Annotated in this window: 27 protein-coding genes and 1 tRNA gene; 11 read left to right on the top strand and 17 right to left on the bottom strand. The window is 64.3% G+C overall.

What is annotated here, in order from left to right:
• Positions 1–30: 30 nt before the first annotated feature.
• From H8F24_RS04930 to H8F24_RS04940, 3 genes are all read right to left on the bottom strand, one after another.
• Positions 31–2,043, bottom strand: coding sequence for a hypothetical protein (locus H8F24_RS04930; RefSeq protein WP_197171222.1), 2,013 nt, complete (start codon positions 2,041–2,043; stop codon positions 31–33).
• Between the two features lie 41 nt (positions 2,044–2,084).
• Positions 2,085–2,756, bottom strand: coding sequence for a class I SAM-dependent methyltransferase (locus H8F24_RS04935; RefSeq protein ID WP_197171224.1), 672 nt, complete (start codon positions 2,754–2,756; stop codon positions 2,085–2,087).
• A 377-nt stretch (positions 2,757–3,133) separates the two neighbouring features.
• The gene (locus tag H8F24_RS04940) at positions 3,134–3,754 is read right to left on the bottom strand and encodes a carbonic anhydrase (protein ID WP_197171226.1); all 621 of its coding nucleotides are present in this window, start codon (positions 3,752–3,754) and stop codon (positions 3,134–3,136) included.
• Between the two features lie 85 nt (positions 3,755–3,839).
• Between H8F24_RS04940 and hisB the strand changes: the two genes are divergently transcribed.
• Positions 3,840–4,481: an imidazoleglycerol-phosphate dehydratase HisB gene (gene hisB, locus H8F24_RS04945; protein WP_231598104.1), complete on the top strand. Its 642-nt coding sequence runs from the start codon at positions 3,840–3,842 to the stop codon at positions 4,479–4,481.
• A 30-nt stretch (positions 4,482–4,511) separates the two neighbouring features.
• Here the strand turns inward: hisB and H8F24_RS04950 are convergent, their stop codons facing one another.
• Positions 4,512–5,183, bottom strand: a complete 672-nt coding sequence (locus H8F24_RS04950) for a hypothetical protein (RefSeq protein ID WP_231598105.1) — start codon at positions 5,181–5,183, stop codon at positions 4,512–4,514.
• Positions 5,184–5,250: 67 nt separating this feature from the next.
• On the opposite strand from H8F24_RS04950, the gene H8F24_RS04955 reads away from it, so the two are divergent.
• Positions 5,251–6,819, top strand: coding sequence for a carotenoid oxygenase family protein (locus tag H8F24_RS04955; RefSeq protein ID WP_197171228.1), 1,569 nt, complete (start codon positions 5,251–5,253; stop codon positions 6,817–6,819).
• A gap of 52 nt (positions 6,820–6,871) precedes the next feature.
• On the opposite strand, the gene H8F24_RS04960 is transcribed toward H8F24_RS04955, so the two are convergent.
• From H8F24_RS04960 to H8F24_RS04980, 5 genes are all read right to left on the bottom strand, one after another.
• Positions 6,872–7,480: a hypothetical protein gene (locus H8F24_RS04960; RefSeq protein WP_197171230.1), complete on the bottom strand. Its 609-nt coding sequence runs from the start codon at positions 7,478–7,480 to the stop codon at positions 6,872–6,874.
• 58 nt (positions 7,481–7,538) lie between these two features.
• Complete coding sequence (locus H8F24_RS04965) at positions 7,539–7,919, bottom strand: hypothetical protein (RefSeq protein ID WP_197171232.1); 381 nt, start codon at positions 7,917–7,919, stop codon at positions 7,539–7,541.
• A 9-nt stretch (positions 7,920–7,928) separates the two neighbouring features.
• Positions 7,929–8,273, bottom strand: coding sequence for a hypothetical protein (locus H8F24_RS04970; RefSeq protein WP_197171234.1), 345 nt, complete (start codon positions 8,271–8,273; stop codon positions 7,929–7,931).
• A gap of 641 nt (positions 8,274–8,914) precedes the next feature.
• Positions 8,915–9,646 carry an anti-sigma factor gene (locus tag H8F24_RS04975; RefSeq protein WP_197157956.1) on the bottom strand — a complete coding sequence of 244 codons (732 nt, stop codon included), beginning with the start codon at positions 9,644–9,646 and terminating at the stop codon, positions 8,915–8,917.
• Positions 9,643–10,227 (bottom strand): sigma-70 family RNA polymerase sigma factor, encoded by a 585-nt coding sequence (locus H8F24_RS04980; RefSeq protein ID WP_231598106.1) that lies wholly within the window; start codon positions 10,225–10,227, stop codon positions 9,643–9,645. The genes H8F24_RS04975 and H8F24_RS04980 overlap by 4 nt, the downstream gene beginning before the upstream one ends.
• Before the next feature lie 204 nt (positions 10,228–10,431).
• Between H8F24_RS04980 and H8F24_RS04985 the strand changes: the two genes are divergently transcribed.
• A complete protein-coding gene (locus H8F24_RS04985; protein WP_231598107.1) occupies positions 10,432–10,935 on the top strand; it encodes a DM13 domain-containing protein in 504 nt (167 codons plus the stop codon).
• A 23-nt stretch (positions 10,936–10,958) separates the two neighbouring features.
• On the opposite strand, the gene rdgB is transcribed toward H8F24_RS04985, so the two are convergent.
• On the bottom strand, positions 10,959–11,573 hold the full coding sequence (gene rdgB, locus H8F24_RS04990) for an RdgB/HAM1 family non-canonical purine NTP pyrophosphatase (protein WP_197171236.1): 615 nt from the start codon (positions 11,571–11,573) through the stop codon (positions 10,959–10,961).
• A 31-nt stretch (positions 11,574–11,604) separates the two neighbouring features.
• Entirely contained in the window at positions 11,605–13,071 is a 1,467-nt protein-coding gene (locus H8F24_RS04995; protein ID WP_197171238.1) for a phosphoglucomutase/phosphomannomutase family protein, read from the bottom strand.
• A 109-nt stretch (positions 13,072–13,180) separates the two neighbouring features.
• On the opposite strand from H8F24_RS04995, the gene H8F24_RS05000 reads away from it, so the two are divergent.
• Entirely contained in the window at positions 13,181–14,677 is a 1,497-nt protein-coding gene (locus H8F24_RS05000; RefSeq protein ID WP_197157951.1) for a TM0106 family RecB-like putative nuclease, read from the top strand.
• A gap of 66 nt (positions 14,678–14,743) precedes the next feature.
• Here the strand turns inward: H8F24_RS05000 and H8F24_RS05005 are convergent, their stop codons facing one another.
• Together H8F24_RS05005 and pyrE are read right to left on the bottom strand one after the other, a co-directional pair.
• Positions 14,744–15,745, bottom strand: a complete 1,002-nt coding sequence (locus tag H8F24_RS05005; RefSeq protein WP_197157949.1) for a folate-binding protein YgfZ — start codon at positions 15,743–15,745, stop codon at positions 14,744–14,746.
• 86 nt (positions 15,746–15,831) lie between these two features.
• Positions 15,832–16,419 (bottom strand): orotate phosphoribosyltransferase, encoded by a 588-nt coding sequence (gene pyrE, locus H8F24_RS05010; protein ID WP_197158996.1) that lies wholly within the window; start codon positions 16,417–16,419, stop codon positions 15,832–15,834.
• Between the two features lie 233 nt (positions 16,420–16,652).
• On the opposite strand from pyrE, the gene H8F24_RS05015 reads away from it, so the two are divergent.
• Together H8F24_RS05015 and H8F24_RS05020 are read left to right on the top strand one after the other, a co-directional pair.
• A complete protein-coding gene (locus tag H8F24_RS05015) occupies positions 16,653–17,144 on the top strand; it encodes an Occludin/ELL family protein (protein WP_197158995.1) in 492 nt (163 codons plus the stop codon).
• A gap of 89 nt (positions 17,145–17,233) precedes the next feature.
• Positions 17,234–17,306 (top strand) — tRNA-Ile (locus H8F24_RS05020).
• Here H8F24_RS05020 and H8F24_RS05025 read toward each other — a convergent pair.
• Both H8F24_RS05025 and H8F24_RS20110 read right to left on the bottom strand, forming a co-directional pair.
• Positions 17,278–17,553 (bottom strand): hypothetical protein, encoded by a 276-nt coding sequence (locus H8F24_RS05025; RefSeq protein ID WP_197157947.1) that lies wholly within the window; start codon positions 17,551–17,553, stop codon positions 17,278–17,280. The genes H8F24_RS05020 and H8F24_RS05025 overlap by 29 nt on opposite strands.
• 132 nt (positions 17,554–17,685) lie before the next feature.
• Positions 17,686–17,811, bottom strand: coding sequence for an SDR family oxidoreductase (locus H8F24_RS20110; RefSeq protein ID WP_197157946.1), 126 nt, complete (start codon positions 17,809–17,811; stop codon positions 17,686–17,688).
• Positions 17,812–17,910: 99 nt separating this feature from the next.
• Between H8F24_RS20110 and H8F24_RS19200 the strand changes: the two genes are divergently transcribed.
• Together H8F24_RS19200 and H8F24_RS05035 are read left to right on the top strand one after the other, a co-directional pair.
• Positions 17,911–18,198 carry a transposase gene (locus tag H8F24_RS19200; RefSeq protein ID WP_231597691.1) on the top strand — a complete coding sequence of 96 codons (288 nt, stop codon included), beginning with the start codon at positions 17,911–17,913 and terminating at the stop codon, positions 18,196–18,198.
• A gap of 49 nt (positions 18,199–18,247) precedes the next feature.
• The gene (locus tag H8F24_RS05035; protein ID WP_231598221.1) at positions 18,248–19,081 is read left to right on the top strand and encodes an IS3 family transposase; all 834 of its coding nucleotides are present in this window, start codon (positions 18,248–18,250) and stop codon (positions 19,079–19,081) included.
• On the opposite strand, the gene H8F24_RS20115 is transcribed toward H8F24_RS05035, so the two are convergent.
• Complete coding sequence (locus tag H8F24_RS20115) at positions 19,012–19,449, bottom strand: SDR family NAD(P)-dependent oxidoreductase (protein WP_197171240.1); 438 nt, start codon at positions 19,447–19,449, stop codon at positions 19,012–19,014. The two genes, H8F24_RS05035 and H8F24_RS20115, sit on opposite strands and share 70 nt — an antisense overlap.
• 627 nt (positions 19,450–20,076) lie before the next feature.
• Between H8F24_RS20115 and H8F24_RS05045 the strand changes: the two genes are divergently transcribed.
• The gene (locus H8F24_RS05045) at positions 20,077–21,591 is read left to right on the top strand and encodes an IS66 family transposase (protein WP_197170082.1); all 1,515 of its coding nucleotides are present in this window, start codon (positions 20,077–20,079) and stop codon (positions 21,589–21,591) included.
• A 54-nt stretch (positions 21,592–21,645) separates the two neighbouring features.
• Entirely contained in the window at positions 21,646–22,554 is a 909-nt protein-coding gene (locus H8F24_RS05050) for an ABC transporter substrate-binding protein (protein WP_231598108.1), read from the top strand.
• A gap of 6 nt (positions 22,555–22,560) precedes the next feature.
• On the opposite strand, the gene H8F24_RS05055 is transcribed toward H8F24_RS05050, so the two are convergent.
• Positions 22,561–23,661: a GGDEF domain-containing protein gene (locus H8F24_RS05055; RefSeq protein ID WP_197171244.1), complete on the bottom strand. Its 1,101-nt coding sequence runs from the start codon at positions 23,659–23,661 to the stop codon at positions 22,561–22,563.
• A gap of 121 nt (positions 23,662–23,782) precedes the next feature.
• Here H8F24_RS05055 and H8F24_RS05060 point away from each other — a divergent pair, with 121 nt between their 5' ends.
• On the top strand, positions 23,783–25,276 hold the full coding sequence (locus tag H8F24_RS05060) for an IS66 family transposase (RefSeq protein ID WP_197154297.1): 1,494 nt from the start codon (positions 23,783–23,785) through the stop codon (positions 25,274–25,276).
• Positions 25,277–25,305 lie beyond the last annotated feature (29 nt).

The following is a 25,305-nucleotide window of genomic DNA, read 5'->3' on the forward strand; positions in this document are numbered from 1 at the left end:
TTTCGCAGGAGGCCCGACTTAGCTGGTAGTTCAGTGAGTGTTCCACTTGCTTATAGACCTTGCTTCCTGTCTTCTTTGCAGCAACAGAATGATCTGCTCGGCAATCTCATTGGCTGACTCTCCTGATGTCATGACAACCTTGGCTGGCCCCACAGGGAGGTGCGTAGATCTATCTTTCGATGCCAAAACAAGTTCGGCTCGGCTGACGAGCCAATGCTCCCATGATTGAGGCATAGGAGCCTCTCCGTCAAGCAAAACCAGGAGATCTGTTCTGGCCCAAGGCAGTCCATCTTTCATCAGCGATTGGCTCTTCAGCTCAAAAAGAAATGCTTCAACATCAGGGTCGGATAAAGCCTGTCGATAGCTGTTGAAATTGCGACTGTCTGCTTGCTGCCAGACGATGCTTCCATCACGCCGACCTTGACGGTCAACAACAGCCAACTCGGGATGAGTCTCCGAGAGTGCATCCGCAAGTGTGTTGATCACAGTTGGAGTAATACCTCCTCCATGGAACGCAATCAAGGGTGGCCTGACCAAATCTTCTAGCAACAGGGCGAGAGTTTCCCCCATGAGCTTTCGATTCGGCTCAGCCAACTGATGGGGAAGGATTCCCGGCATTCCATTCACTTCACAGATCACGCCCCCATTCCGATGTAGGGGTTCTTCCATCGTCGGAGCGATCACATCAATACCAACCACGTCCAGATGAAAGATTTTACCAACTTTAGTCAGTATCTGCCTGTTAGCTGGATGAACCTCGGCTAGGCATTCACGTACGGTTCCTCCCATGCTGAAGTTGGCGGAAGGGCTCAGTTGAATGGTGTGTCCATCGGCTGGAATGCTGTCGGCTGTGAGGCCCTGGGCCTTCAGAAGGTGCATGGCCTCCTGGTTCAGATTGATTCGGTTGAATCTACTTTTCTCGCCACCCTCCATGATGATGGGGGAATGCCAGCGGCGAAGATTCTCCTTTTCTACAAGTGCTCGAACCTTGCTGCTGCCATCTCCTCGGATATGAGCCGGGATTCGTTCCACTCCCGCCAGTAATTTTCCCTTCACCACATAAAAGCGAAAGTCTCTCCCGATGATCTGCGGTTGGAGTAGTACAGGTTTGCCTGCCTGTTCGCTGCGTCGAAAGGCTTTTTGCAGCACCTCCCGGCTCTCGATATTGGTGACAACACCCTTACCTTGATCCTCATTGGCCGGCTTAGTGACGACTGGATAGCCCAGTTTTTCCGCCAGAACCATTGCGTCTCGAAGCGTCCAAACAGGTCCCCCTGCAGGCGCTGGCAGTCCAGCCTTGGCAAGCAGCCTTGCAGTCACCACCTTCTGCTTGACACTGTGCAGACCCCAACCGGAGGTTTGATCTGTGAGCTTCTGCGACAGACGCCGTTGGCCGCGACCACGACCGACGACGAGCATCGGCATCCCTCGATTGAGTTGCTCAAAGTGCCAGTCCATACCCAGTTCGACAAGATGAAGAGCCATGGCTGGAAGGGCAGGTTTGGGCCCAGGCTTGCTCGAAGGAGCGGAGGCAAGAACTTCGCGCCGGTGCCGACCCTTTTCATCATTCAGAGCAAGGTTCCAAAGTTTGATCGACCAACGCAGACCATCAAGCAGCTCCTGAACTGGCCAATCCTGCATATCGACTTGAATGCGTAGAAATTCATCCTCCGTGCCTCCTCTCCCATCTACTCTGGATCGAGAATTCAAGTGCCGCGGTTTTTCTAGCCGAAAGGCTCCTGAGCGAACTTGCAGTCCGTCAAGCCAGCGTGGGATCCATGTCTCAATATCAAGAACTGGAACTATCTCCAAGCCTACGCTATCATATTCCTCTTCCTGATTAGGATCAATTACCGGGTCACAGTTAGCGCCTTCCTCTAGTTGCTCTTTTCGTTGTATCCTGAAGCTCTCCAAGAGGACGTTTGAATCCGGGATCTCCCTTAGAAGCTCTCGCAAACGCTGAGTATTCGGCTTGTGCAAAAGTTGCTGCAGGCGCAGCTTGTCAACTTTGAGTCGAAGCACCCCAACCGGCCAGGGACTCATGGGACTGCTTCCTTGAAAGATTCCCAGGAGATTGAACTGGATCACAGCACAGTGGATGGAATTGTCTGTGGGGTTCGCTGAACCAGCGTGACACCTTGAGCAATCGGCAGGTCAAAAACCTGAAGGTCGCGCCGACCCCTTAATTCTTCAATATAGCGCCAGGTTGTGTGGGCATAGCTCTTCTCCTTACCATAGATTTCCGAGATGACCTGACTATGGCTATCATGAAATAGAGCTATGGCCCTAGGAGTCAGCCGAGGAAGAAAGGATTCAAACTCCAATCGGCATTGCTCCTCTGTATGGAGGCCATCGATAAACAGAAGATCAATAGCCATCCTGGAAAATTCAGGCTCAGCAATGACCTCTTGACTTGTCTGTTGTCGATGTTCAATACAGGTGATACCGTATGAGGAGAAATAGTCTTTAGCTCGTCCATCTTTCCATTGATTGTCGACAAAAGATGGATCGATGAACAAGAGACTCCCTGAGTTTCCATTGTCCTGAATTGCCTGACCAATCAAGAGGGGCACGAAGCCGCGCCAAGAGCCGATGACAATCGAAAAGCTTGGGCGAAGTGTTCGCGTCAAGCCATAGTATGTCCATCCAAGGCCAAGGTCCTTGACCTCCTGCCGTTGTCCATGGCCCATTTCCCAGAGATCGGGGTTATCTGCCATGGCGGCTATCAGGCTGGGCAGACGTAATTCAGGGCTCATTCAAGGCCGGTCAATGAGTTAATAATACCAGAGTCTCACATCTTCCCACGTGGACTTAGCCCTTCAAGCTATTCAGGCCAGCACGCTGGCTGCACCGACAGCGGATGTTGATGGCAAGCTGAGCCTACCTGCGGTGCATGAAAGCAGAATTCAGACACCCTTCGATCGTGATTCTGAGCTGAAGCCCACTGGAGAATCACTTTGAATTCCCCGCGCACGGCCGCTGAGTCTTGCAAGACTTCTCCGGGAAAGAGGAAGAGGCCTTATCAGGCAAAAGACAGCGCCCTGATCTTTATTCTCTTTTGCAGACTCAAGCATGCAACGCTTCTGAGAAAGCGTCCGTGGTGCCTTTCCGGCCGCTCCACTACCACCAGGGGTCATGGGGATGTGATCAGGGCCTCAGAGTGCATCGGCATCACCGATCCCATCCAGTCGATCGTGGTGCTGTGCAGGTTATAGAAGGCGGCTTCCACCTGCAGGCGGCCGGCGCGCATCAGGTCGGTGAGCAACACGCTGGAATCGACCAGGTTGCGGGCCGCGTTGAGCGTGTGGTGGCGTGAGGCCTGCTCCAGGTCGTGGAGGCCGCCAAGACTGTGCAACTCCATACGCAGTTGACCCACCAACTGGGCCAGGCTCGGGGTGAGGGTCAGCGCCGGGTTCAGGGCCGCCTCCACCGCACCGCAGCGCTCATGACCGAGAACCACGATCACGGGCACGCCCAGATGGGCCACGGCATACTCCAGAGAGGCGATTGCCGCGGTGGTGGAAAGGGTACCGGCGTTGCGCACCACGAACAGATCACCGAAACCCGTGTCGAACAGCAACTCCACCGGCACCCGGGAATCAGCACAGCCCAGCACCGCAGCAGTCGGATGCTGGCCGGACTCCACCTCAAGCATGCGCTCGCGACTGCTGTGAGGATGGAGCGACTTCCCGTCCAGAAAGCGTCGATGGCCGGCGCGCAGCTCAGCGAGCACCGCTTGGGGAGAGTCGTTCAAGCGGCGGACGGTCGGTACCTCTGAATTGTGACCCGATGTCGGCTTCCGACTTGGGCATGATCAGTACACTCCCATCCCAACGCCCGTGTCCGCCCCCCTGGCCCCTGATCGCGGCTCCGCCGCTGGACGCACCGGCAGTGTCCACCGCGTCACCGGCGAAACCGACGTGCGCGTCAGCCTCAACCTCGACGGCAGCGGCCGCTGCCAGGCCGCCACTGGGGTGCCGTTTCTCGATCACATGCTCCATCAGATCGCCAGCCACGGCCTGGTGGACCTGGAGATCCGTGCTGTGGGCGACACCCACATCGACGACCACCACACCAACGAAGACGTGGGCATCGCCGTGGGCCAGGCGCTGGCCCAGGCCCTGGGCGATCGGCGCGGCATCCATCGCTTCGGCCACTTCGTGGCGCCCCTGGATGAGGCCCTGGTGCAGGTGGCGCTGGATTGCTCCGGCCGGCCGCACCTCAGCTACAGCCTGCAGATTCCAGCCCAGAAGATCGGCAGCTACGACACCGAACTGGTGAAGGAGTTCTTTGTGGCCGTGGTCAACAACTCCGGCCTCACCCTCCACATCCGCCAGCTCGATGGGGCCAATTCCCACCACATCGTCGAGGCCTGCTTCAAGGCCTTCGCCCGCGCCCTGCGGCTGGCGGTGGAGATGGACCCACGCCGCGCCGGGGCCGTGCCCAGCAGCAAGGGCGTGCTGGAGCGCGCCGGGGCCTGAGCACCTGGTCGTGGGCCACGCGAGCGCCGTTCAGCTCGCGGAATCGCCAGCGGTTTGGGCGGCCAGATAAGGGCGGATCCAACGCTGGCCCCGCTCCAGCCAGAAGCGATCGAACAGGGGCTCGAAGGCGGTGGCGACCCGCTCGATGGCGACCTCCATCCGAGGCTTGCCGTAGACGAGGAACTGGGCGGTGGAGGCGGCGAAATAGCGGCGCCGGGCCTCGGCATCGTTGCGCTTGAAGGCTTCGCGGTAGAGGGCCTGACCCTCGCCGATCATCCGGATCACCGCTGGTGAAAAGGTGATGCGGCTGCCATCCGGCAGGGTGATGCAGCGCTCGTTGATGAAGCCGATCACGGTCCGCATGCAGTCGCGGGTGCGGTCGGCGGACAGGGCTTCGGCGTCGCCGCGACGGAAGCCCCACTGCAGGCAGCCGTTGGTCACCTCCAGCACCCGCAGCAGCGCCAGCTTGTCGAGCTGCTCCGTTGGGAGGGCCATGATCGCAGCCATCTCAGCGCTGATGGCAGCCCGGAAACCCTCCGCGTCAGCGGAGAAATACTCCTCCAGCTCACGGATCCGACCGAGAGCATCCCAGTCGATCGCCGCCCCGGGGGGTGAATCCGTTTCGGCAGGGGACTCACTGCTCTGCTGCATGGCACCGGTGCCGTTGCGGGAATCATGGCGGCGACCGACCGTCTGGTGCACCCTCGCGTTGTCACACTCTGTTACGGGATGATGGCTGCAGCCTGATCCATATCCTCCCCACCTCCCCATGACCCTCGCCCCCAGTCGTGACCCCGGATCCCCCACAGGATCGGCAGCAGCCGGATCCGCCTCCGGCCGATCGGGAGCTGCCTACGACCGAGCCGACTGGGCCAGTGCATTCCGCAATGTGCTCGGCGAACTGGATCGGGTGCCGCTGAACGCCGTGCGCGGCACGATTCCGCCGGACCTGGCCGGCACCCTCTACCGCAACGGGCCGGGCCGGCTGGAGCGGGGCGGCCACTGGCTGCACCATCCCTTCGATGGCGACGGCATGATCACCGCCCTGCGCTTCGAGGCGGGCCAGGCCGTGCTCACCAACCGCTTTGTGCGCACCGAGGGCTGGCTGGAGGAGGAGGCCGCGGGCCGCTTTCTCTATCGCGGCGTCTTCGGCAGCCAGAAGCCCGGTGGCCTGCTGGCCAATGCCTTCGATCTGCGCATGAAGAACATCGCCAACACCCATGTGGTGCGGCTCGGCGATCAGCTGCTGGCCCTGTGGGAGGCCAGCTCCCCCCACGCCCTCGATCCGGACACACTCGAGACCCGAGGCCTCACGCTGCTGGATGGGGTGCTGGGCAAGGGGGAGGCCTTCAGTGCCCATCCCCGCTTCGATCCCGGGCACCACGGGGAGGCCCGCATGGTCACCTTCGGGGTCAAGGCCGGCCCGCGCAGCACGATCCGCTTGATGGAGTTCGCCGCCAGCGGCCCGCGCGCCGGCCAGCTGCTGGCTGACCGTCACGACAGCGTGGCCGGCTTCGCTTTCCTGCACGACTTCGCGATCACACCGCGCTACGCCGTGTTTCTCCAGAACGCCGTGGCCTTCAACCCCCTCCCCTTCGTGGCGGGTCTCAAGGGGGCGGCCCAGTGCCTGGCCTCCAAGCCCGGCGAGCAGGGCCACTTCCTGATCGTGCCGCGCCCTGGCGCCACGGCCGCTGGCGACTCCGCCGCCGAACCCACGGCGCCGATCGTGGTGCCAGCGCCAGAGGGCTTCGTGTTCCACCACCTCAACGCCTTCGAGGATGCCGCCACAGGCGAGCTGGTGGTGGATTCGATCTTCTACGACGACTTCCCGTCGATTGATCCGGGCGTGGATTTCCGCGCCGTGGACTTCGACACCCTCCCCGCTGGCCGCCTGGTGCGCACCCGCATCGATCTGGAGCACCGCACCGCCGCCAGCACCGTGCTGGAGGAGCGCTGCTGCGAGTTCGCCATGGTGAACCCCGAGCGCCAGGGCCTCGATGCCCGCTACGGCTGGACGGCGGTGGCCGAATGTGAGCGGGGCAACGCTCCGCTGCAGGCGATCGAGAAGCTTGATCTGCACACCTGCGAGCGCCGGGTCTGGAGTGCGGCGCCGCGGGGCTTCGTCAGTGAGCCGGTGATGGTGCCGCGGCCTGCGACCGCGACCAGCGCACCCCGCGCAGAAGACGACGGCTGGGTGCTGAACCTGGTCTGGAACGGGGCCCGCTGTGCCAGCGATCTGGTGATCCTCCATGCCGCCGACCTGAGCGAGCAGGCCGTGCTGGAACTGCCGCTGGCGATTCCCTACGGATTGCACGGCAGCTGGGCACCCCTGGGGTAGGTCCAGGCCCCGAGGCTCAAACCATGTAGCTCAACGAATTCCGTGATCCCATTCAGGTGTCTTCGTGCAGTGGGGGGCGTTGGAAGGCATCGACCAGCTCCCGGGTCAATCGGGTGCGGTGGTACCGCATGTGACAGAGCTGTTCCTTGTAGATGCCGCCGTAGAACAGCAAGAGCCCGGCCGCGAACCCCATCAGCCCCACCTGCACCAAGGCCAAGTTGGGTTCTGGTCCAAAGGCGTAGACGATCACGAGCAGGAAGAGCAGCGCCAGCACGACGCCGCCCACGTACACCAGCACACTCGACCAGGTCTCGGCTAAACGGATGCGATCCATCACCGTTTTGTCGCACCAGCGGGTCAGGGCGGGATCGGGGGTGGCCTCCGGTTGCAGCAAGGGCTCGTCACTCCTGTTCCAGCTGCGGAAGTCGCTACCCCCAAGCACCACGATCCGCTTCAGCCAGGCAGGGAGCCGCCCAGCTGTCTGCCGCCCTGGCAGGAGCACATCACGCCGCCAGCGGCCAGGATCCACCGGCCGGCAGGAGGCGTCACAGTCGACCAGATAGGCATGCCAACACTCCAGGTGATTCCGGCAGAGCGGCACTCCCGGCGTTGCCTCCGGCTCACCACAGACCACACAGCCAGGGGATCGGTCCGCAGTCATCAGGGTGTTGCCGCAGTGTGCTCATACTGCTCAGCCATGGCGGAATCAAACCGAGCCTTCAGGGTTTGGGACAGGGGGCGGGAAAGAGATCGGACTCGCAGGGGGCTGCGGTGACCAGGGCGGCGACGCCAGGATCAAGCGACGCTGGCTTCGGACATTTCACGAAAATGCCACTCGCCCCCTTGCTTTCGTCGCTGAAATTGCAGCCCTCGGGTGCGGTGATCTCATTGCCATCAAGCGATAGAACTCCTTTGTCATCCAATGTGAGATTGCCGTCAGAGCGGCGCAGCTGAATCTGCAGCCGTTCGGCGAAAGCATCGGCGGCGGTCTGACCGGTGAGATCGGTATTGCTGCGCAGTGGCGTCGAGAGCAGCTGCACCATGAAGGGAGCTCCGATACCGAGCAGGGTGGCGGCGATCAGAAGGGCGACAAGATTCATGTCCAGGCCTCAATCATCGAACTCCAGAGTGAGGGTTTCGGTACAGTCGACCTCACTACCCGGACTAGGGCTCTGATCGTCAACTCTTCTGTTCTTCTCCCAATTCTTGGCTCGGATGATTCCCCCATACTTATTCCAGGCATCACCGTCAGGATTATCTTTATATTTTTTGTCATCCTCGTCAGGCACCTTGCAGAGCTTGGGCTCGGTGTCGTCGTCACCTCCGGAGCTGATCTGGGGCGGCTTGACCGAGGCATCTACTTTGGAGCAATCTTCATCGCTGATGTCGTGAACCCGCACATAAAGCTCGTCACTGCTGGAAACCGATTTCCCCAGGGGAGACTTGGTCGCCAATGCAATTTGTCCGACCTCTGAGGCTGAGCCTCGGAATACGTTCTGGCCGTCGTATTCAAGTCGCTTTTTTCATTATCACTTTGCCAATCACCATTCTTATCGTAAAGGCTATAGCAGATATCAGCTTCTCCCTCGGTTTCGTCGCCAGCGCCAAGTTCGCTACTCAGATACAAGGGCTGCCAGGCCACTGCAAAGAATTTGTCCCCCTCCTCACCTATCTTACATTCCACGAAGTTATCCACGACGGTGTTATGGCCGGTGGGAATAGCATTGTCGTCCGGCCAGAACTGTTCGCAGATCTCAGGAATGGTCAGACCTTTTAAGTCGACCCGGCCCACCTCTGCAGCCTGCTTTCAAACGGCAATCGCGTTGGATTCAGCTAGGGAGAAATTGCTCTTCTGTCGAGACGTCTCGACAGGCAACAGGGCCAGCCGCATCATGGGCGGCGCCACTAGACCCATGATCGCGGTCGCGACTAAAATTGCTGCCAGCTGGCCCAAGGGCTTCCCCTTTGCGCTCTGCCTGATCTTTTACAGTAACCAGCCTGTCGGCTTTCCTCTCCAATGAGAGATGAAAACGCGATGAATAGGGGATGAGGAGTTTCAGGAAGGCGCCGCAAGGCTGATTGCCGCGATGGCGGCTCAGATCGTGCTGGTCAGCACCCGCGGGCCGGTGGGTGCCGCGCCGAGGGGGTCGGCTTCCACGCTGACGCTGAGGCTGCTGGCCTGGCTGGTGGGAAAGGGCGGGATCAGCATGGCCACATGGCCCTGGGCGGTGGGTTTGAAGGCGACGCAGCCCACCTGCCGGCCGTTCACGTTGGCCCAGAGCCGATAGACATGGTGGGGCGGCGGCGGCGGCAGATCATTGAGCATCAGGATGTTGTTGGTGGGGCTGCCGGTCACGAGCACCTCGCCGAACGCCTGGTCGCGGCCCTCCATCGCCCGCAGAGGCAGGCGCCGGCTGGCCGGCATGAGGGTGGCCGAAGGCGGCACCGTCAGCTGGAGCTGCGCCAGCTGCTGACGGGTCTGGTGCAGCTCCATGCCGAGGAACAGCAGCCCCAGGGAGAGCAGGCCAGGCACCAGCCACGACGGAGCGGCCACACGGCGGCTGACCTGGGGTTGCGGCGCCGGGCTCAGCAAGCGGCGACGCACGCCCTCTGGTGCCGGCTGCGTCGCCGGCAGAGCCAGGGGCAGCAGCTCGAGGGTGGTGCGGAAGTCCTCCAGCCGCTGGTGCAGCTCCGGTCGTTGCAGCAGCAACAGCGTCAGCTGCTCCCGTTCCTCTTCGTCCAGATCCCCCAGGGCATGGCCGGCCAGCAGGGCATCGACGGCGGCGTCCGGGTTGGTGGCCTCTGGGTTGGCGTCGTGCGGTGTCATGGTGTGCTCCGGAAATCAATCAGCAACTCCCGCAGGCGGATCAGGCCCTGGCGGGAACGGGTCTTGACGGTGCCCAGGGGCAGGTTCAGCCGCTGCCCGATCGCCGACTGGCTCAGGCCTTCGTAATACGCCAGCTCCAGCACCTGCCGTTGATTGGCGGGGATCGTCGCGAGGGCACGGCGCACCCGCTGGCTGAGGTCATCCGCCTCGGCGGACTCCTGGGGGCTGCGCACGGCCTGCGGGAACAGCTGCTCCGACCAGCGTTGCACCAGCTGCCAGCGATTGCTCCGCTGATTGAGGCGGTTGATCGCCATCGAGCGGGTGAGCAGCAGCAGGTAGGCCAGCACCGGCCCGCGGGAGGGCTCGTAGCGGTCCTGCCTCCAGTAACGCAGGAAGACATCGTGGCAGAGGTCTTCCGCCTCCTGGTTCGAGCGGCACAACCGCAGCGCCAGGCGGAAGACGGGCCCGCCGTAGGCGTCGTAGAGCGCGCCGAGATCGGTGGGGCTCGGCGGATCGGACGCGAGCCCCTGCACCAGGGGCCTGGCGGCAGCGACATTCGGTTGTTGAGGAGGGAATTCCACTGGGAAGTGGCCGATCAGGCTCTGTCAGCAGGCGCCATCAACAGGCACCGTCTGATGGGGATACCGCTGAGCAGCCTGATCGGTTTGGCGGAACGGGCAGCGGCTGCAGCACTGCCGTGGGCGGGAATGGTGGCGTCCCAATCCGAAACCTCATCCCACCGGTACCTCCTCTGCCCACCCTCACACCCCCAGTCCTCGTTCGTCATGACCTTGTTCTCTTCACCCGTGGCCCGCTCCTCTGCCCTGGCCCTGGTCGGCGCCACCCTGCTCTGGGGTGCGGCGCTCCATGCCGAATCCATGTCCAAACCGATGACCAAACCCATGCAGAAAGAGGCCGCCGGGATGACGGCCTCTGCCATGGCCAAGGGGAATTTCCGGATGGGGGAGAAACCTGTGAGCGGTGGTTTCTCGATCCACAGCGAAGGCGGCAAGCAGGTGCTCAAGCTCAGCAAGGACTTCAAGACCAGCGACACGGCCCCCGATCTGAAGATCGTCTTCAGCCCGTCCCCCACCCCCCTGGCCAGCAGCAAGGCCCCCGCTTACCCGCTCAAGCCCGGCAGCTACACGATCCTGGCGCCCCTGAAAACGAGCCAAGGGGGGCAGAGCTACACCATCCCCGCCTCGATCGATCTCAGCAAGCAGGGCTCGGTGCTGATCTGGTGCCAGAAGTTCAACGCCACCATGGCCTGGGCACCGCTGAAGTCCTGACTTACCGAACCTCGCCAGATGGATCAGCCCAGCAGAGCGCGCAGCTGGGGTTCCAGCAGGGTGAAGGCTCTTCCGCGGTGGCCGAGGCGGGCTTTCTCCGTATTGGCCATCTCCGCGAAGGTCAGCCCGGCTTCCTCCACGAAAAAGACCGGGTCGTAACCGAAGCCACCGGATCCGCGCGGCGTCGCGAGGATCGTGCCCGGACAGATCCCCTCCACCTCCAGACGGATGGTGCCGCCGGGATCCGCCACCGCCAGGGCAGCGATGAACTCGGCCGCACGGCTGGCGACCGGGTCAGCCTTCTGGGCGGTGGCCAGCTCCTTCAGCAGGCGGTCGATCCGGGCGGAGTCTGTGGCGGCGTAGCGGGCCGAGTGCACGCCCGGAGCTCCGCCGAGGGCCTCCACGGCCAGGCCCGAATCGTCGGCGAGGGCCCAGGCGCCTGTGGCGCGGGCCACGGCGGTGGCTTTGAGGCGGGCGTTCTCAGCGAAGCTGCTGCCGGTTTCCTCCACCTCCAGGCCCTGCGGCTGGGGCCGGATCTCCAGGCCCAGCCCGGCGAGCAGATGGCTGAACTCACGCACCTTGCCGGCATTGCCGCTGGCGATCACCAGCACGGATGTTGGGGAGGAAGAGGCGGCCATCGGTGGTGCAGCGGTTGGAGAGCGACCCGGCTTAGATCCCCTCGGCGAGCTGCCGCCCCCAGTGCAGCACGGCGTCTACCCGGTCCTGGCTCGGGGCTTCGCAGTAGAGGCGCAGTAACGGTTCGGTGCCCGAAAACCGCAGCATCAGCCAGTGGCTGGGGCCGAGGCGCAGCTTGACGCCATCGGTGGTGATCACCTCCTGCACCGCGGCGCCGGCCACCTCCGCCGGCGGGGTGTCCGCCAGGAAAGCCTCCAGACGGCTGCGAGTCGCCATGTCCGGCAGGCGCAGATCAAGGCGGTCGTAGGCCGCGGCGCCGCCGCAGCGCTGCTGCAGGGCGTCGATGCGGGCCCCCAGGGGAAGGCCGCCCTCCACCAGGGCCTCGATCAGCAACAGGGCCGCGAACAGGGCATCCCGCTCCGGCAGGTGCATGCCAAATCCCACTCCACCCGATTCCTCACCGCCCACCAGCACCCTGCCGCTGAGCATCTCGGCGGCGATGTACTTGAAGCCCACGGCCTTCTCCATCACGGGGCGGCCCAGGTCTTCGGCCACCTGCTGCATCAGGTCCGAGCCGCTCACGGTCTTGATCACCGTGCCCGGCAACTGGCGGGCACGGGCCAGGTGGTCGATGAACAGGGGCATCAGCAGCTGGGTGCTGCAGAAGCGGCCGTGTTCATCGACTGCAGCGATGCGGTCGCCGTCACCGTCGAAGACGATGCCCACCGCCGGCCGGCCCGCCAGGGTGGAGGCGCGCACCTCGGCGACCAGCTCGCCCAGATAGGGGGCCAACGGCTCGGGTGGGTTGCCGCCGAACAGGGGATCCCGATGCGAGCGGATCTCGCGGAGGTGGTCTGCAGCGGCAGCTTCCGGCAGCAGGCGGGGCAGGCCTCCGGCCGCTGAGCCGTGCATCGGGTCGACGATCACCTGCAGCCCCAGCCGCTCCAGTCCGGCGCTCAGCTCAGCCGTGTCCACCTTCGCCCGCAGGCCCGCCAGGTAGCTCCCCATGGCATCGAAGCGCAGGGTGGCCCCGGGGATCGGCACGGTGATGCCGCCCGCCGCCAGCCGCTGCTCCACCCGCTTGGTGAAGCTGCCTTCCACTGATCCGCCGAAGGGGCCCTTGATCTTCAGACCCAGCCATTCGGGAGGGTTGTGGCTGGCGGTGATCACCAGGGCCCCGAGGGCGCCGCGCTCCACCACGGCCCAGCTGGCGGCGGGGGTGGGGATGGCGCTGTCCGCCAGCACCGGCACCAGGTCGGCGCCGCGCACCGCCGCTGCGATCGCCTCGGCCAGTTCGGGGGCCAGGAAACGGCGGTCGTAGCCGATCACCACCTCGCGGCTGCTGAGGCCTTCGGGCGCGGCATGCTCCAGTTCGCGCGCCGCGGCGGCCGCCACCGGCAGCAGGCGCTCCACGGTGATGTCCACCCCGAGGATGCCGCGCCAGCCATCGGTGCCGAAGACGATCGGGCTGGCCTCCAGGGGCAGGGGGGCAGAGGCCATGGGGGCGAAATCAAGGCGGCGCTGCCCTGGTCGTAGCAGCCCACCCGCCCGCCGGTGCCTTTCCGGGTGCCGGCCGGTGGGCAGGCCACCGCCTCCCTAGCCTGCGGCGATGGCCCAGCCGACTGGATCCGCTCCGATCACTGACGCTCCCCTCACTGACCGATTGCTGCGGGGCTGGCTGCGCTGCCGGCGGCGGGCCTGGCTCGATCGCCATGGCCCGCCGCAAGAGCGCCTCTGGAGCGCCCATCGGGCCCTGGCCCTGCAGGACCAGCTGCGCAGTTTCCAGAGCCTGCTGCCCAGCCGGCCCGGCCACGGTGAGGCGGCCTGTGCCCGAGGGGAGGCCGGCGTTGTGGGCGTGCGCCTGCGGGGACGGACCCGCGGCGGCCAGGCCGTTGAAGCCCACCCCAGCCTGCTGCAGCGGCTGGAGGGCGACAGCCGCTGGGGCGCCTTCCGCTACCGGCCGGTGCTGGCCCGACAGGGGCGCCGGGTGACGCGTGAGCACCGGCTGCTGCTCGCCCTCTGGGGCCGGCTGCTGGCCGAGCACCAGCAGGCTCCGGTGCCCGAGGGGCTGGTGGTGGCGGGCGAGGGGCGGCGTCTGGAGAGGGAGCGGCTGGCCCTCAGCAGTGGTTTGATGCGCCAACTGGACGACAGCCTCGAGCGCCTCGGCCAGGAGCTGAACCACGACCAGCCGCCGCCGCTGGTGAACGACCGCAAGAAATGCACCCTCTGCTGCTGGCGGGGGCACTGCGACCGGGAAGCTGCCCGGGAGGGCCATCTCAGTGAGGTGAGCGGCATCGGCGGCAAACGCCGCGAGCTGCTGCTGGGACTCGGCATCGCCCGCCTCACCGACCTGGCGGCCGCCGACCCTGAGCAGCTGGCCGATCAGCTCGAGGCCCATGGCGAGCAGCACCGCGAGATCGCGGCCACCCTGGTGGCTCAGGCGCAGGTGCAGGCCAGCGGCATCCCCGAGCGGCTCGATCCCGCACCCGCCCTACCGGAGCTGGCCCGGGCCCCGGGGGTGCTGCTCTACGACATCGAATCCGATCCCGACGCCCGCGACGATTTCCTGCACGGCTTCCTGGTGCTGCCCCGTGGCGCTGATGGGTGCTGGCCGGTGGGAACCGGCGCAGACCGTACAGGCCGCTATCTGGCGGTGCTGGCCCTGCAGGAACACGGTGAGCCCCGGCTCTGGGCCCGACTGCGGCGCCTGCTGGCGCGCTACCCCGACTGGCCCCTGCTCCACTACGGCGAAACCGAGTCGCTGGCCCTCCTGCGCCTGGCCCAGCGCCAGGGCGCCAGCGAAGCGGAGGTGCTGCGTCTGCGCAGCCGCCTGGTGGACGTGCATGCGCGGCTGCGGCGCCACTGGCGCCTGCCGGTGAACGGCTATGGCCTCAAGCCGGTGGCGGGCTGGCTCGGGTTCCACTGGAGCCAGCCCGGCGTCGATGGAGCCCGCTGCCTGCTGTGGTGGCGGCAGTGGCGCCACTGGCATCAGGATCGGGTCCGTGGCCGCCACAGCCCCGGGCGGCTGCAGCGGATCTTCCAATACAATCGCGACGACAGCCTCGCCACCTGGGCGGTGGCCCGCTGGCTCCTGGATCGGGACTGACGCCCGCCCGCCACTGGCCTGAACGCCACTGGATCGCCCGTCTCGGCCCCTCCCGCTGCGTTCCGCTCAGAGCCTGGCGGCAGAGCCGGCTCCCACCGGCGGTGGCGCGAAGGCCTCAGGGCAGGACAGCGTCACCATCACTCCAGACTCAGGCTCCCCCTGGCCGAGGGCCCGCAGTTCCACCGCATCCAGGTGGCGGCGGCGGACCAGGGCCAGGCCGATCCGCCCCTGGCCATCGGGAAGCTCCAGGGCGGAGGTGATCAGCCCGGCGCGGCTGCCGTCGGCGCTCTGCAATTCGCTGCCGGGTTCGGTGCAGGCCGCCGCCGCCGTGGCATCCGCCAGGTGCCAGCGCCGCAGCTGCTGCTTGACGCCGTCGTAGGTGGCCAGCTTGGCCAGGGTCTCCTGGCCCACGTAGCAGCCCTTGCTGAGGCTGACCCGCTCGGCCAGGCCCAGCTCAAAGGGGTTGGTGTCGTCGTTCAGTTCGTTGGGAGCGGCCGGCAGGCCCCGCTGGATCCTCCAGTGCTCGCTGGCGCTGAGCGGGGCGCCGCTGGAGAAGGCTGCGGGCAGATCCGCCACCAGGCCGGCCGGCAGAGGGTCGTCGCCTTGCACCAGCAGCCGCTCCTCTCCGAGCAGCCAGGCCTGCGGTTCAGCCTGCGGCTCGCCAACGGCCCTCCAGGTTCCCCCCGCCGGCTCCGGCCGTTCCGCCGGGGTGCCGGGGCTGAGCGGCGTGATCAACCAGCCCGTCTGCAGCGTGCCCAGCTGGACCTGATCCGCCGGGAAGAGCACCCGATCGAAGGCGGTCCGCACCGCGCCACCATCGCCGGCGGTGATCGCCAGCCAGGCGCCGGACGCGTCCACCAGCACCTCCGCCAGGGCCCGCATCCGGCCGGTGGGGCTGATGCAGCAGGTGCGCAGCCACTGGCCAGGTGCGGCCTGGGCCACCGCCTGGCTGGTCTGGCCATGCAGGAAGGAACGCGTGTCGGGACCGTCCAGCCGCAGCAGGCTCACGGGCTGGACGAGGCAGCCGCTGTGGCGGGGCTGGTCCCAGGGGCTGATGGCGTTGCTCATGGGAGGGGATGGCAGGCCGGCGTCGCAGCCATGGTGGATGAGCGGGTCACCAGGTGTTGAACCTGCGATAGGCCCAGAGCTGCAACTCAGCCGCCTGTGGCGCTTGCAGCGGCGGCGGCCACCTCTTCCAGCAGGAACAGGCTGCGGAGATCCAGGCCGGCGGCGGTCATCGCTTCGAGGCCCCCCTCCTGCCGGTCCACGATTGTCACCACCCGTTCCACCACGTAGCCGGCTTCGCGCAGCTGGGTCACGGCCTTGCGTGACGAGCCGCCGGTGGTGACCACGTCTTCCAGCACCGTGATGCGGCTGCCCGCGGCCGGCAGCGGGCCCTCCAGCCAGGCGCCGGTGCCGTGGCCCTTGGCTTCCTTGCGCACGATCAGGGCATCGAGCTCGCGGCCATCCAGGGCCGCGCGCATCGCCACCGCACTCACGAGCGGATCGGCCCCCAGGGTGAGGCCCGCCACCGCCACCGCTTCCGGTTCCACCTGGTCGAGCAGCAGGGCACCGAGCAGGGCCAGCCCCGGGCCGGCCAGGCTCACCGGTTTGCAGTTCACGTAGTGGTCGCTGCTGCGGCCGGAGGCCAGGGTGAACGTGCCGTGCCGGTAGGCCCTGGAGGCCAACAGGGGCAGCAGGGCGGCCCGCTGCTCCGCCAGGGTTCCGGCGATCGCGCCCATGGCGGTGGCGGCGGCGGGATGGGACGGAAGGGGCATCGGTCGCGCAGGTGGCTGACGGGGGCTGGTGGAGGAGCCCGGGCCTGCCTAGTTTGAGGGCGAAACGGGTATCCCCGGTACAGGCCGGTAGAGCGATGCAACGCAGGCGAGCCCCCCGTCCGGGAGCCATCGGAACCTCAGGTTGGTCAGGGCGCTTCGGGCGGCGAGCGGTTGGCTTGAGTGCCGCCGCAACGCTGATGCTGCCGCTCATGCCGGCGCAGGCCCAGACCGGTCCGGTGGTGTGCACCACCACTCTGGAAGCACCGCTGGCGGGCAGTGGCCCTGCCGGAATGAACGCCGCCGGGCCAGTGGAAGTGACTCGGTGCGCTGTGGTGCAGACCACCGCCGAGTTGGTGGAGAACCGCTTCTTCACCTACACACCCACCTTTGCCCGCAGCATTGACATCACCCACCAGATCACCGATCTGTTCGGCATTGCCATGGGTGGCAACGGCGGCACCAAGGTGATGGGTCTGGGCTTCCCGGATCAGAGGATCGTCTGGGATGCCTCGGCCTTGCACAACACCGCCACCGAACTCCTGGGCCAGCAGAGCAGCCCGCTCTACTGGCGGACCGAAGACGTGCCCAACGGCTTTTCCTCCAGCATCGGCAGCGGCGGTGCGGCGGTGGTTCCGGTGGACAGGCCGCAGCGTCAGTGGTCCCCGCCTCCGATTCGGGGTCTCTGGTAAACGTGCGTCTGTCCACCTCGACTGGGGGAGGACAGGTGCTGGCCCTGGGCCGCGTCAGGCCCAAGCCAGCTAGCTGTGGCCAGATCCCTGGGGGTCTAGCAATCTGGTGAATGCAGCGGACTCATAATCCGCCTTAGGCGAGTTCGATCCTCGCGACCCCCATGCAGTCCAAGCTGAGCCTCAACTCAAGCCCAGGTCTCTCCTGTGACTTGGTCATGTTCACAGCTTTCAGCTCCGATAAAGCGATCGCGCTGTGTCGATGAGACATCATCAGAAAAGCACTCTGCAACATGATTTCTGGCCGCTGGCTTGGCAATGAAAAAAATGAAAGGCCACCGCTCGGCACGCCGGTCAGCAGAATCTGCGCTCCTGGCAGATTGAAGGCATTATCCATATCTCCCTGAAGCATATCGAAACCTCAGCACATCGAACAGGAATGCATAGTCCTGTCGACAGAGGTGAGGAGCGCGTTCAGCTCGGACCCATTCACCTGATCCCGCCAGATTTGTCGTTGCATCTCCACAAATCAAGCCTGCCACGATCAACCGAGAACGAATCCACCATCCACCACCAGAGTCGCACCCGTGATGTGTGCAGCCTTCTGGGAGCAAAGAAACAGGACACTGTCGGCAATGTCCTGGGGCGAGAGAATCCCACCGAGCGGCAAACCGGATGCCAGGTTCTCTTGAGGTGGTCTGGCTTTTCTGGACAGGCCCCATCGTTAACCTCTGAGGCGGGGTACCGCCCCTGAAAGGGGCTCCCACCGATGAGCAAGCGCCGCACCCACAGCCCCGAGTTCAAGGCCAGGGTCGCCATGGAGGCGATCAGTGGCCGCAAGACGATCCAGGAGATCGCCGCCGACCACGCCATCCACCCGATCCAGGTGAGCCAGTGGAAGCGGCAGCTCCTGGACGGTGCCAGCGAGCTCTTCACCCGAGGCAAGAAGACCAAGGACAAGGAGGAGGGGCAGGCCAAGGAGGCGGAGCTGTTCCAGCAGATCGGACGGCTGCAGATGGAGCTGGAGTGGCTCAAAAAAAAGTCTCAACTGCTCTGATGCCCGTGAACTGCGCAAGCTGGTCGATCACGACCACCCCGAGCTCAGCATCAGCAGGCAGTGTGCGCTGCTGGGGCTGCCTCGATCCACGCTGTACTACCGGCCGACACCGGTCCGTGTATCGACGCTGCGGATCATGGCCAGGATCGATGCTCTCTACCTGGAGGATCCCTGCAGCGGCAGCCGCCGGATGGTGGACTATCTGGCCCAAGATGGTATCCCGATCAGCCGAGATCGAGTGCGAAACCTCATGCGGCGCATGGGATTACGGGCGATCTACCAGAAGCCCCGGACGACGGTTCCAGGTGATCCGTCCGTGCGGTTCCCCTGCCTGGTGGACCTCACGCAGGTCACGTCGGTGGATCAGGTCTGGGCGACCGACATCACCTACATCCCTCTGCAGAAAGGGTTCCTCTATCTGGTGGCGATCATGGATCTCCATTCCAGGCATGTGCTCAGCTGGAGGCTCTCCAACAGCCTTGACACGAAGTTCTGTCTGGAGGCCCTGGAGATGGCCTTGGGAGGCGGCCGTAGGCCAGAGATCTTCCACTCCGATCAAGGCTGTCAGTTCACGTCCGCTGACTTTGTGGCCAGACTCAAAGGGGAGCGGATCCAGATCAGCTGGTCCGGCAGAAAGCGGTGCTACGACAACATCCTTGTTGAACGGCTGTGGAGGACTGTCAAGTACGAGGAGGTCTACCTACGGGCATACAGCGATGGCTGGGACGCTGAAATCAGCCTGGCCCGCTTCCTGTGGCGGTATTGCCATGTAAGACCTCACAGTTCCCTTGGAGGCAAAACTCCCCACGCGGTCTACACTGAGGCCGAACCATGTTCCACCCGTCCTGGGTTAACGATGTCAGGGGCCGGAACTGTCCAATAAAAGGCACCCACCTCATCTGCCGCCATCGGTGCAGACGTATGTTCTGTGCTCTCAAGGAAACCTGTCAGCATCGGAGTTAGAACCGGCCCGGGAGACACCTCATTGATCCGAACACCCCATCGCGCAAACTCCGCCGCCGCCGACTTGGTCAACAGGGTCACCGCACTCTTGCTGGCGTTGTAAAGACTGCCCCCTCGCAATGCACACTGACCTGCAACCGACCCAACGTTGACAATCGAGCCACGACCATCACGCATCGCTTCCACCTCAGAGCGCAGGCACAGAAATAAGCCCCGGGCGTTTGTTGCGAAGATCACATCAAAATCAGGGCAAGCTTGACGCGATCCGTCCGCTGGGGTGCCTCCCATCGCGAACCCTGCGCGGAGGGCAATCAATGCAGCGTCATGCAACAAACCGCCATCCCCATCAACCAGCCAACACCAGAAGCCTTGAAGCGATCAAGACCTTCTGGAATGAAACCAGTTGCAGAAGCAGGCCCAGCTGATGCAGATAACCGCAGAATTGAGCCGGGTCAGATGGAACCTTGAGCATGGGCTTCTTCTTCAGCGAGTCGCCATAGCACTGTTGGAACGCAGCAGCCCAACCTGCTCACCTCCAGGCGATCGAGAATCATCGAAGAAATCATGTTCGGTGGACCTGGCCAAGTGGCAGCTGCCATCTCCGGCCCCACGTCACTGTAAAAAAGTCATACCATGACACCCACCACTCAGAACCTGGCTTCTCCTGTGGCGCCTCTGTCCGTCCCTGGCGTTCCACGTCTCGTAGTGCGATGGCTTGGTCTGGCCGCGCTCGCTCTTGGGGCGGTCAGCTGCAGTTCCAGCATCACGACTCTCACCGTGCCGGTGAGTCGCTGGCCGGGATATGAATTTTTGTACCCGTTCAGGAGTCGGGACAGCTCGCAACGAACATCGGGCTTGCTGAACCCTTGACGGTGGCTTGATTCCTGGTTGCATCTCAGTAAGAGACTCCTTGCGATGACCACCCCACCGGCCGGGATTTCAGAAGCCGATTGGGCCGCCACCCCGGTGGGAGTGAAGGCTGGATTTCTTGAGCTGGTCAGTCAGTGCCAGAGGCAGCAACAGGAGATCGAGCAGCTCCGCATCCAGCTCACCGCCCTGGCGACCGAACTGGCCCATCTGCGCGAGCGGATCGGCCGCAGCTCCCGCAATTCTTCCAAGCCTCCCTCCAGTGATGGCCAGGGGTTTAAGCCGCCCGAACGACGCAAGGGCAGTGGCCGCAAGCGCGGCGGCCAGCCGGGCCATCCCGGATCTGGGCCGGAGCTGCTGCCGATCGAGCGGGTGGATGAGGTGGTCGAGCACCACCCCCAGGCCTGCCGCCGCTGCGGCACGTTGCTACAGGGTCAGGATCCCGAGCCCTTGAGGCACCAGGTGATCGAGATTCCACCGATCACGCCTCTGGTGATCGAGCACCGGCTGCACCGCCTGGTCTGCCCCTGCTGTACCACCAGCACCTGTGCCTCGTTACCGGCGGAGGTGGAAGTAAGCCATTACGGTCCCCGGCTCAGTGCTCTGGTGGGTCTGCTGGGTAGTGCCTTCCCGTTGAGTTTCAGCAAGACCCAGGCGCTGCTGGATCAGCTGCTGGGGGTACAGATCAGCCGGGGAGCGATGGCCACTATCCGCCAGCGCTTGAGTGCAGCACTGGAGCAGCCCATGCAGGAGGCCCTTGCGTTTGCCCGTCAGCAGTCGGTGGTCTATGTCGATGAAACCGGTGCCCCCACCGGTAATGCCGATGGGGGCAACCCCGATGGCCGGCGCGGCTGGGAGTGGGTCATGGTGACCGCCATGGGGGTGACAGTGTTCTTGCAGAGCCTGAGCCGCTCGGCTGCCGCCGCGATCGACCTGCTCGGGAATGCCTTTGGCGGAATTGTGGTGAGCGATCGCTTCTCCGCCTACAACCATCTCCCGCTGGAGCAGCGCCAGCTGTGCTGGGCGCACGTGATCCGCGATCTCACCGCCATCGCTGACCGTCAGGGCGCCAGCGGTGAGATTGGAGCGGAGCTGCTGGGCCTGCAGCAGCAGCTGTTTGCCCAGTGGCACCGCTACAAAGACGGAACGATCGACTGGTCCACGTTGCAGCAGGGCTGTCGGCCGATCCGCCAGGCGTTTGTGGGCACGCTGCAGCGGGTTGTGGAGCTGGGCTGCCAGCGCGGCGAGCGAACGCCGTGGGCCAAGACGGTGCGTACCTGCCATCAGTTGCTGCAAGTGAGCGATGGCCTCTGGACCTTCCTGGAGATTGAAGGGATCGAGCCCACCAACAACGCAGCCGAGCGTGCCCTGCGCCATTCGGTGATTCAGCGCAAGATCAGCCATGGCGTCCAATCCCGCCAGGGTGCAATCTGCCGCAGCAGGTTGCTCACGGTCACCACCAGCCTGCGGCAACAGGGCCGTGATATCTGGCAGTTCCTGGAGCAGGCCTTGATCGCCCATCATCGCGGCGGTGAGATGCCATCGCTGTTGCCGAATCCCTGAGCCGGCCGTCATCGATCGTGGTGTCTGTGGTTGCTCGTTGATCAACGATCAGGGGTGGAATGCTGCGCTGCTGCGTCACGGCCCCTGAACGGATACGAATTTTTTCCTCTGGCCCATGAACTGGGGCTGGACCGGCGCCATGGGCTCTCCCTCAACCTGAAGAGCTACGCCAATCCCCAGGACATCGTGCACGCCTACTTACGCGGAGATCTTCAGCTGGCCCAGCTGACCACCGTGGAGGCCGTGGACCTCTGCAACCGGGTTCCGAAACGGTGCCCGGTGGTGGTGCTGGTGCTGGACGAGTCCCGTGGGGGGGATCAGGTAGTGGTGAAACGCTCCCTTGACTCCATTGCCCAGCTCCGCTCCCTGCCGGTGGCCATCACTCCGTCCACCTTGGGCCCGTTTGTTCTGAGCCGAGCCCTGGCCCGTCACGATCTCACACTGGATGATGTCGAGCTGAGTCCCATGCCCCTGGAGGCGATGCCGGATGCTCTAGTCCGTGGTGATGTGGCTGCCGCTGCCATGTTCCCGCCCTTTTCGGATCAGGCCATCGCCACCGGCAAGGTCCGCCCGCTGTTCACCAGCCGCGAGATTCCAGGCGAGATCTTCGATATTCTTGTCGTGGATCCTGACTTCCTGGCCAGCCGTCGACGAGATCTGGTCCGCCTGCTGCGTGTCTGGCAGGACGCCCACAATGAGGCTGATGAGCGGCCCCACCCGGCTATCGCCATCATGGCCCGGCATGAAGGTGTGACAGAGAAGGCTTTCCGTGACTCTCTCAAAGGCCTGGTGTTCCTGTCCCTCACCGAACAACAGCCACTGTTCGCCCCAGACGGAATTCTTGAGCGTAACCTCAGGATATTGCGGGAGGTTCAGGCTTACCTGAACCTGCTTCCCGCCGATGCACCCTTGCCGCCGGTCGACAACTCGATCATTCAGGAGGCTCTCAGCAGCGAAGTTTAGCTGTTATCAGCGCAGGGGAACAGAGCTGTCCTGCGCATCTTCGGTCTTCAATTCCACGGAAACATCGGCAGACGGCTCAGCAACGGTCACGCCATGACGGCCCAGACGCCCCTTGCGGACATACAGGGCCTGGTCGGCTCGTTCCATCAGCAGGCTTGCTGATTCATCGCGCTGCGGGATGGCGCAGGCAACACCGATGCTGGCGGTGACCCACCCGACCACGGGGCTCGAGCCATGGACGAGCGCCATGGCGTCCAGGGCAGCGAGGATATCGTGGGCCAGCTTGGTGGCTTCAGCCAGTGGGGTTTCAGGCAGTAACACCGCAAATTCCTCACCTCCGATCCGACACACCAGGTCAGAGCTGCGCCGGGCCTGGCTGCGGATGACGTCGGCGACGGTCCTCAAGCAGGCGTCCCCCTGCACATGTCCGTAGAGATCGTTGTAGAGCTTGAAGTGATCCACATCCAGCAACAGCAGGCTCAACGGTTGTCCACTGCGGAGACCTCGTCTCCATTCCTCGCTCAGTCCCTCATCAAAGCTGCGGCGGTTGCCGACAGCTGTGAGGCCATCGGTGCTGGCCAGGGATTTCAACTGTGCCGTGAGTTCCTGTCCTTCTGTCACCAACTTCAAGAAGCTGCGCATCAGGCTGCCGATCTCCATGGGGGCATTCTTGATTGTGGAGCTCTGGAGGGCGGTGTTCACATCTTCCCCAGGAGTCTTCATCAGCTGCTCGAGTTGCAACAATGGCTTCAGAATCCGATCCGAGGTTCGCCAGGCAAACAGCAGGCCCACAAGCCAACCCAGCGCCAGTCCTGACAACCAGAAGGCAAAGCCAGTCCTCAGCGCCTGATTCTCCTTTCGCTTGAGTGTGTCGCGCTGGTCGTCGAGTTTGCGCTGCAACGTCGACAACTCTTCCCCGTGGCGCCGGATGGCGGTGATGGCCGGGTCACTCAGCATCGTTTCCAGAACAGCGGACGACACCGGCTGTTGTCTGGCCTGGGCGGATCGGACCTCTGCTGCCGTTCTCTCCAGGTTGCGCAACACCTGAACCGAGAGCAGGCGGATGGCTTCCAGTTCCCGATGGAAAGCGGGATCAGTTGAGGCCATGACCAAGGAAGCCAGCTGGTAAGCATTCAGGGGTCGGGACAGCACGCGGCGAACATCGTCTCTGCTGAACCCTTGACGGCGTCCTGATTCCCGTTTGCATCTCAGGCAGAGACTGCTTGAGATGGGCGCCCCTCCTGCTGGCATTTCCGAGGTGGACTGGTTGTCGTGGCCAGCTGGTGCCAGGGAGTTCATTCTGGCTCAACAGGAGGAGATGGTGCAGCTCCGCGTCCAGCTCACCGCCCTGGCGACCGAACTGGCCCATCTGCGCGAGCGGATCGGCCGCAGCTCCCGCAATTCTTCCAAGCCTCCCTCCAGTGATGGCCAGGGGTTTAGGCCGCCCGAACGACGCAAGGGCAGTGGCCGCAAGCGCGGCGGCCAGCCGGGCCATCCCGGATCTGGGCCGGAGCTGCTGCCGATCGAGCGGGTGGATGAGGTGGTCGAGCACCACCCCCAGGCCTGCCGCCGCTGCGGCACGTTGCTACAGGGTCAGGATCCCGAGCCCTTGAGGCACCAGGTGATCGAGATTCCACCGATCACGCCTCTGGTGATCGAGCACCGGCTGCACCGCCTGGTCTGCCCCTGCTGTTCCACCAGCACCTGTGCCTCGTTACCGGCGGAGGTGGAAGTAAGCCATTACGGTCCCCGGCTCAGTGCTCTGGTGGGTCTGCTGGGTAGTGCCTTCCCGTTGAGTTTCAGCAAGACCCAGGCGCTGCTGGATCAGCTGCTGGGGGTACAGATCAGCCGGGGAGCGATGGCCACTATCCGCCAGCGCTTGAGTGCAGCACTGGAGCAGCCCATGCAGGAGGCCCTTGCGTTTGCCCGTCAGCAGTCGGTGGTCTATGTCGATGAAACCGGTGCCCCCACCGGTAATGCCGATGGGGGCAACCCCGATGGCCGGCGCGGCTGGGAGTGGGTCATGGTGACCGCCATGGGGGTGACAGTGTTCTTGCAGAGCCTGAGCCGCTCGGCTGCCGCCGCGATCGACCTGCTCGGGAATGCCTTTGGCGGAATTGTGGTGAGCGATCGCTTCTCCGCCTACAACCATCTCCCGCTGGAGCAGCGCCAGCTGTGCTGGGCGCACGTGATCCGCGATCTCACTGCCATCGCTGACCGTCAGGGCGCCAGCGGTGAGATTGGAGCGGAGCTGCTGGGCCTGCAGCAGCAGCTGTTTGCCCAGTGGCACCGCTACAAAGACGGAACGATCGACTGGTCCACGTTGCAGCAGGGCTGTCGGCCGATCCGCCAGGCGTTTGTGGGCACGCTGCAGCGGGTTGTGGAGCTGGGCTGCCAGCGCGGCGAGCGAACGCCGTGGGCCAAGACGGTGCGTACCTGCCATCAGTTGCTGCAAGTGAGCGATGGCCTCTGGACCTTCCTGGAGATTGAAGGGATCGAGCCCACCAACAACGCAGCCGAGCGTGCCCTGCGCCATTCGGTGATTCAGCGCAAGATCAGCCATGGCGTCCAATCCCGCCAGGGTGCAATCTGCCGCAGCAGGTTGCTCACGGTCACCACCAGCCTGCGGCAACAGGGCCGTGATATCTGGCAGTTCCTGGAGCAGGCCTTGATCGCCCATCATCGCGGCGGTGAGATGCCATCGCTGTTGCCGAATCCCTGAGCCGGCCGTCATCGATCGTGGTGTCTGTG

The sequence above is a fragment of the Synechococcus sp. CBW1002 genome, assembly GCF_015840915.1.
Taxonomy (GTDB): Bacteria; Cyanobacteriota; Cyanobacteriia; order PCC-6307; family Cyanobiaceae; genus CBW1002.

Bases quoted from the DNA above. Each gene is read 5' to 3' on its own strand.
- H8F24_RS04930 (WP_197171222.1), bottom strand. From the start codon at position 2,043: ATGAGTCCCTGGCCGGTTGGGGTGCTTCGACTCAAAGTTGACAAGCTG.
- H8F24_RS04935 (WP_197171224.1), bottom strand. From the start codon at position 2,756: ATGAGCCCTGAATTACGTCTGCCCAGCCTGATAGCCGCCATGGCAGAT.
- H8F24_RS04955 (WP_197171228.1), top strand. From the start codon at position 5,251: ATGACCCTCGCCCCCAGTCGTGACCCCGGATCCCCCACAGGATCGGCA.
- H8F24_RS04960 (WP_197171230.1), bottom strand. From the start codon at position 7,480: ATGACTGCGGACCGATCCCCTGGCTGTGTGGTCTGTGGTGAGCCGGAG.
- H8F24_RS04965 (WP_197171232.1), bottom strand. From the start codon at position 7,919: ATGAATCTTGTCGCCCTTCTGATCGCCGCCACCCTGCTCGGTATCGGA.
- H8F24_RS04975 (WP_197157956.1), bottom strand. From the start codon at position 9,646: ATGACACCGCACGACGCCAACCCAGAGGCCACCAACCCGGACGCCGCC.
- H8F24_RS04985 (WP_231598107.1), top strand. From the start codon at position 10,432: ATGACCTTGTTCTCTTCACCCGTGGCCCGCTCCTCTGCCCTGGCCCTG.
- rdgB (WP_197171236.1), bottom strand. From the start codon at position 11,573: ATGGCCGCCTCTTCCTCCCCAACATCCGTGCTGGTGATCGCCAGCGGC.
- H8F24_RS04995 (WP_197171238.1), bottom strand. From the start codon at position 13,071: ATGGCCTCTGCCCCCCTGCCCCTGGAGGCCAGCCCGATCGTCTTCGGC.
- H8F24_RS05000 (WP_197157951.1), top strand. From the start codon at position 13,181: ATGGCCCAGCCGACTGGATCCGCTCCGATCACTGACGCTCCCCTCACT.
- H8F24_RS05005 (WP_197157949.1), bottom strand. From the start codon at position 15,745: ATGAGCAACGCCATCAGCCCCTGGGACCAGCCCCGCCACAGCGGCTGC.
- pyrE (WP_197158996.1), bottom strand. From the start codon at position 16,419: ATGGGCGCGATCGCCGGAACCCTGGCGGAGCAGCGGGCCGCCCTGCTG.
- H8F24_RS05015 (WP_197158995.1), top strand. From the start codon at position 16,653: ATGCTGCCGCTCATGCCGGCGCAGGCCCAGACCGGTCCGGTGGTGTGC.
- H8F24_RS05025 (WP_197157947.1), bottom strand. From the start codon at position 17,553: ATGCTTCAGGGAGATATGGATAATGCCTTCAATCTGCCAGGAGCGCAG.
- H8F24_RS19200 (WP_231597691.1), top strand. From the start codon at position 17,911: ATGAGCAAGCGCCGCACCCACAGCCCCGAGTTCAAGGCCAGGGTCGCC.
- H8F24_RS20115 (WP_197171240.1), bottom strand. From the start codon at position 19,449: ATGGGAGGCACCCCAGCGGACGGATCGCGTCAAGCTTGCCCTGATTTT.
- H8F24_RS05045 (WP_197170082.1), top strand. From the start codon at position 20,077: ATGACCACCCCACCGGCCGGGATTTCAGAAGCCGATTGGGCCGCCACC.
- H8F24_RS05055 (WP_197171244.1), bottom strand. From the start codon at position 23,661: ATGGCCTCAACTGATCCCGCTTTCCATCGGGAACTGGAAGCCATCCGC.
- H8F24_RS05060 (WP_197154297.1), top strand. From the start codon at position 23,783: ATGGGCGCCCCTCCTGCTGGCATTTCCGAGGTGGACTGGTTGTCGTGG.